At 45.1% G+C, this 5,886-nt stretch carries 4 protein-coding genes and 1 tRNA gene; 2 read left to right on the forward strand and 3 right to left on the reverse strand.

Annotated elements, in window-relative coordinates:
- Positions 1-2,286, forward strand: a 2,286-nt coding sequence (locus tag ACQY26_RS06640; RefSeq protein WP_428048359.1) for an AMP-binding protein, incomplete at its 5' end; no start/stop codon positions are given.
- Positions 2,287-2,354: 68 nt separating this feature from the next.
- Here the strand turns inward: ACQY26_RS06640 and ACQY26_RS06645 are convergent.
- Both ACQY26_RS06645 and ACQY26_RS06650 read right to left on the reverse strand, forming a co-directional pair.
- Entirely contained in the window at positions 2,355-3,074 is a 720-nt protein-coding gene (locus tag ACQY26_RS06645; RefSeq protein WP_428048360.1) for a hypothetical protein, read from the reverse strand.
- A 324-nt stretch (positions 3,075-3,398) separates the two neighbouring features.
- Positions 3,399-3,486, reverse strand: a tRNA-Ser gene (locus ACQY26_RS06650).
- Positions 3,487-3,681: 195 nt separating this feature from the next.
- Between ACQY26_RS06650 and ACQY26_RS06655 the strand changes: the two genes are divergently transcribed.
- The gene (locus ACQY26_RS06655) at positions 3,682-4,980 is read left to right on the forward strand and encodes an MFS transporter (protein ID WP_428048361.1); all 1,299 of its coding nucleotides are present in this window, start codon (positions 3,682-3,684) and stop codon (positions 4,978-4,980) included.
- Here the strand turns inward: ACQY26_RS06655 and ACQY26_RS06660 are convergent, their stop codons facing one another.
- Positions 4,981-5,691 (reverse strand): DUF5131 family protein, encoded by a 711-nt coding sequence (locus tag ACQY26_RS06660; protein WP_428048362.1) that lies wholly within the window; start codon positions 5,689-5,691, stop codon positions 4,981-4,983.
- Between the last annotated feature and the right edge of the window lie 195 nt (positions 5,692-5,886).

A 5,886-nucleotide genomic window follows, 5' to 3' on the forward strand; every position in this document is an offset into this window, starting at 1 on the left:
AATATCATAAATTCTTTATTTATGGTTGCCGGCAGCGGTGCCTGCGCTTTACTGCTTGCCGTGAATTTTACAATACCGGCCGTTTTCGGCGCGGTCGCCGCCGCCAACGCTTTGGCCGCCGTTTATATTTGCGGTTTGCTTCCGCATCATATTATCCGCATGATAATGAAGCGTATACTTAACCTGGTTTACGGCGTAAAAGTGAAGGGTATTGAACATTGGAAGAACTTGCGGGGCAACGCCGTTTTGGTGGCCAACCACACTTCTTTTTTGGACGCCGTGCTTTTATGGGTATATCTGCCGGGTGATTTATATTTTGCCGTGGATACCTATGTAAGCCAAAAATGGTATATAAAACCGTTCCTGCATTTAATAAAATTCTTCCCTATCGACCCGACCAATCCCATGGCCGTTAAATCGATAATAGAGGAAGTAAAAGCCGGCAAGCGCGTCGTGATTTTCCCTGAGGGGCGTATTACGACGACAGGCGGCCTAATGAAGATCTACCCCGGCCCCGCAATGATAGCCGATAAAAGCAAAGCTCAGATTCTGCCGGTGTGCCTGGAAGGCAGCCAATATTCGTTGTTTTCGCGTTTCGGCACGCAGCTTAAAACGCGTCCGCAAAGCAATATAACCGTTACCGTGCAGGAACCTAAAACTTTGCGGTTGTCGGATACTCTTAAAGGCAAAGAACGCCGTTTAGCCTCGGCCCGCGCTCTATATGACATTATGGTTAATATGAGATATGAAGCCGGCGACGCGGAGGAAACTTTGTTTGACGCCCTGCTCGACGCCTGCGATTTGGTGGGGCGCGGCAAAAAGATAGTTACGGACATAAGCCGCCGCTGGATTTCTTTCGGCCAATTTTTAACGTCCGTATTTGTGCTGGGAAAACAAATTTCCAAACGCCATAAGGGGGCAATGGCCGGCTTTATGCTGCCCAATACGACCGCCGGCGCGGTAACTTTTTTTGCCATGCGCGCTTTTAACATTACGCCTTGTATGCTCAATTTTTCTTCGGGCGTAAAAAATATGCTCTCCTGCTGTAAAGCGGCGGAAATTTCATCCGTATATACCTCAAAAGTGTTCTTGGAACAAGGCGGACTTTCAGAAGCCGCTTCCGCGTTTGAAAAAGCCGGGGTGGAGCTTGTTTATCTGGAGGATTTAAAAAATCAAATAAACCTTTGGGATAAAGCCGTCGGCTGGGCGGCTTCCTATTTCCCGCGCTTTTATTATAAACGCATACGCGGAAGGGTAAGTTCAAAGGATAGAGCCGTCGTGCTGTTTACTTCCGGCAGCGAGGGTACGCCTAAAGGCGTTGTTCTTACGCATGAAAATATACAGGCAAATCGTTTGCAGCTTCAAAGCGTATTGGACTTCGGCTTGAAAGACAAAGTATTTAACGCCATGCCGATGTTCCACTCTTTCGGGCTGACGGTTGGCACTTTGCTTCCTCTTCTTTGCGGGGTGCCGGTGTTTTTCTATCCGTCGCCTTTGCATTACCGTATCGTCCCGGAATTGATTTACGACAGCAATGCAACAATTATTTTCGGTACGGATACGTTCTTTAACGGTTATGCGAAAATGGCTCACCCTTATGATTTTTATTCGGTGCGTTTGGCAGTGGTAGGCGCGGAAAAACTTAAGGAGGAAACAATCCGCAAATATTACGACCTTTTCGGCCTGCGTATTATGGAGGGCTACGGCGCGACGGAAACCTCGCCAGTTTTGTCCGTAAATACGCCTATGTATTTTAAACGCGGAAGCGTAGGCCGCTTTTTACCCGGGATTGAATATAAGCTGGAGCAAGTTCCCGGGGTGGAAGACGGAGGCAGATTATATGTAAAAGGCGGCAATATTATGGCCGGGTATTTGAGGGAATCCGCCCCCGGCGTATTAGAAGCCCCTCAGGGCGGCTGGTATGACACCGGCGATATGGTTCGCGTTGACGAAGACGGCTTTGTGTTTATTTTGGGCCGCGTCAAACGCTTTGCCAAAATAGCGGGGGAAATGATTTCCTTAACCGCCGTTGAAACGCAAATTAACGCCTTATGGCCGGGCAAAACGCACGCTGTAGTCAATATCCCCGATGATAAGAAGGGCGAGCAGCTTGTACTGTTTACTACGCAAAAAGATGCGGAGCGTACGGCTTTGCTGGCGTATTTTAAGGAAAAGGGCTTAAGCGAGCTTGCCGTCCCCAAGGATATCCGCATTACGGAGGAAATACCTCTTATGGGCAGCGGCAAAGTCGATTACGTAAAGCTTAAAGAAACAGCGTTATCTTAAGACGGTATGTTTATAAGACAATAAAAATCCCCGGGAGAACCGGGGATTTTTTATCGTAAACAGAACTTTTAATAATTATAGCCGTAAAACGTCAGCTTTGAGTGAGCAGGCATCTTTTTTAAGGCTAAAGCTGCTTTTTCCGCTGTGATAAAATTCTTTTTATCGGGGAACAATTTTCTTAAGCCAGCCTGTAAAGCCGGAGTGCGAACAGGCATATAGAATTGATAATAGTCATATCCGTTGATTTTAACGCGGCTGAACGGTTTTAAATTATTAGTGTCGACGGAAGAGTCGTACTCATAGATAAAGCTTTCTTCCTGATATTCATTGTTAAACTTATAGAGAAAAATAGAGAAAGTAAACCAATGCTGTTCAGATTGTTCCTTAGCCAATTTAAAGCAGTCATTTTTAAAAGCCGCGTTTACGGTGCCCAAGCCGTTCTTTTCGTTATAATCAAGCAAAATAACGCTGCAAGTATATTTTCCCCACAGGCTTCCTTCTTCACCGTATTGGTTAGTGTAAAACTCATGCCATTTTATTTCCGCTTTGGTTTTTGCTTTTTCGGGAATAGCGGCGTAAGCTTTGTCGACGGCGGCTTTTTCTCTGGCTTGTTTGGCTTTTGCTTCTTCATATTGTTTTTGCCAGTTAGAGAAAAATGTGCTTTCGGCGCCGATTTTCCATTGTGAGAATGGAACATCTTTTTTTGTTTTATTTCCGTCAAGCAGCTGTGCGCTTGCGGCAGCGGTTAAAATGCACAAAGTTAAGGCTGTTGTTATAAATTTTTTCATGTATTCTCCTGTTTCGTTTCTTTATTATATTGTATAACAGGCGTGCGTATTTTTACAACTGCCAAAAGGCCTATCCTCATATGGGCCTAAAGCCCTAAAAATTATCCGTAAAAACGAAGCAATATGGGGAAAAGTCAGTGAAATAACTTTCGTATTCGCGCTGGTGCTTTCACTAAAAATGAGATAGCTGAATGTCAGGAGTTTTCAAAATAAAAAGCCCTAATTCAAGGCGTTTGCGAGGAAGGAATACCGGGAAAACGCGCCGAAGGCGGAGGTATCCGACTGAGCAAACAACAAAGAAGTAGGGCTTTTTAGTAAGAAAACTGGCGGAGAGGGAGGGATTCGAACCCTCGATACCTTGCGGTACACAGGTTTTCGAGACCTGCTGTTTCAACCACTCACACACCTCTCCAAAATCTTTTAAGCGCGGGTCAAAATTTTCGCGCCCAAGTAGTTTATATTATATAAAATATAAACGAGATTAATGAAGAACTATTTTTTGGCTTCATTCCTGCAAATATTTATTAGAGATCTTTTGATAGGTAAGAGTTTTAATTGTATTCTTATTTTTTTGTATAGTGATTTTATCGTCGCAAAGGAGCCTGCCATGAACTTAAAAAATTTAAGCCCTTGGGCTTATGTGCCCACCGCCTATTTTATGGAGGGCGTGCCTTACGGCGTAATTAACATACTTTCCGCCGTAATGTATTCCAAGCTGGGCGTAGCGAACGACGTTTTTATCTTTTGGACCAGCTGGCTCTATCTTCCTTGGGTTTTAAAAATGTTTTGGTCCCCTTTTGTTGAAGGAAACGCCACAAAACGCCTGTGGATTTTATCTACGCAGTACGCTTTGGCGTGGATTTTTTTGTTTATTGCTTTAAGTTTAAACTGTTCTGCTTTTTTTACTTTTTCTGTGCTGGGCTTTTTTATAGGGGCTTTTATTTCGGCCACGCATGATATTGCGCTTGACGGTTATTATATGATAGCCTTAGACGAGAAAAAACAAAGCGCATTCGTCGGCTGGCGTACTGTTTTTTACCGTTTTGCGATGATAGCGGTCAGCGGCCCTTTGGTGGTGCTGGCGGCAAAACTTCAAAAACTTACCGGGAGCGAAACTTCCGCTTGGGCGGTGGTGTTTTGCGCCGTTTCTTTGCTGACGGTTATCGTAACAACGTATCATAAATTTATTTTTCCGCGCCCGGCGGAAGATAAACCCGCCCCGTCAAAGGGGGAACTGCCGCTTTTCGCCGAGGTGTTTAAAGCTTATTTCAAGCAGGAAAATATAGTATACATTTTGCTTTTTATTTTGCTTTACCGTTTCGGCGACGCCTGCCTGGAAAAGGTTGTGGTTCCTTTTCTTTTAAAGCCGGAAAGCGAAGGCGCTTTGGCCGTCAGTACGGAAGCGTTCGGATATATAAAAGGAACTTTGGGCCTTTTGGCAGTAATAGCCGGCAATATTTTCGGCGGTTTTTTACTTTCGAAATACGGTTTCCGCCGCTGTATTTGGTATTTTGCAGTAATTTTGGTTCTTCCTAACTTTTTCTACGCTTATATGGCTTGGTTCCACCCGTCGCTTAAAGTGATAGGGGCTTTGCTGGTGCTGGAAAACTTCGGCAACGGCCTTGCCATGATGGCTTTTACGGTTTTTATAATGTTTGTATCGCAGGGTAAGTATAAAACTTCTTTTTACGCCATTTCCACGGGGATAATGGCCTTCGGCATGATGATACCCAATATGCTTAGCGGCAAATTGCAGGTTATGCTGGGGTATAAAGAATTTTTCCTCGCCGTAAGCATAGCGGGGCTTGTAACTTTTGCGGTTATACCGCTTTGTTACAAAATAAAACAGCTTAAAGAGGCCGACGCGTTTATCGCCAAAACCGATAAAGCCGAATTTATGGAATAATCAATCCGTATTTATGCCGGCTTTTGCCGCTTGTTTGTGCTGGAGCGCGCGCGGAATATTGTAGAGTTTGCCGTCTTTGATAAAATGCGCGCCGGTTTGCTTGAAAGTGAAAGGCACTCCGGCTTCAACGCACTGCGCCCTTAGGGCTAGGAACCAATCGTAATTTGAGGTTCTGGCTTCTTCCCCGGATTCGCCCCCGGCTATCACGCCGGATATTCCGCCAGAAAGATAAGCTTTTAAATTTATCGGGCCCAAAAGAGGCTCGCATATAATAATTTTGTTTTTTATCGGCAAATCCAAATACTCAGGCAGGCGTTCGTCTGCGCGTTTTTGGTTTTCGGCCGTGCAGGCGATGGTTACGTTAGGGTAGCCCTCGCCCCAGTCCGCCGGAAGCAAAGCCCGCACCCTTAAAATCCTTTTGGTTATTATGAAAAAGTTGACGTCGCTTCTGTATTTTATTATTTGCCAAGCGTCGGCGCGCCAGGGATCTGCTTCTTCTAGAAAGAAATCCGAACTGAAACAGGTGTAAAGCGTTTCGCCGGGCGGAACTTTAAAGCCGCCTTTGCGGTTTTTCCTCAGCGGCAGGTTGAAGTCTTTATTCTTTATGATTAAGGAACTGTCTTTGCCGTGCCGCGCGTCTATGCGGTAGACATAGCAGTTAAGGCAGCCTTCGGAATATTTTTTACAGCCGTGCCAAGGGTTCCATTTCATAAGGAGATTATATAACATTGTTTGAGGCCAAGTCCCAGGGGCGGGCGGTTTTATGTTTAATTAGGTCTAAGTTAAATTCTCATGGCTAGCAGACTTTCGTATTTGGCCGCCTTTGCGTTTTTTAGTCAGTCGGATACCTCGCTCGCTGCGCTCGCATAGCTGCAAGTATACCTCAATCAGAATAAAACTTAAATT

The sequence above is a fragment of the Candidatus Proelusimicrobium excrementi genome (assembly GCF_937881865.1).
In the GTDB taxonomy this organism is placed as follows: domain Bacteria; phylum Elusimicrobiota; class Elusimicrobia; order Elusimicrobiales; family Elusimicrobiaceae; genus Proelusimicrobium; species Proelusimicrobium excrementi.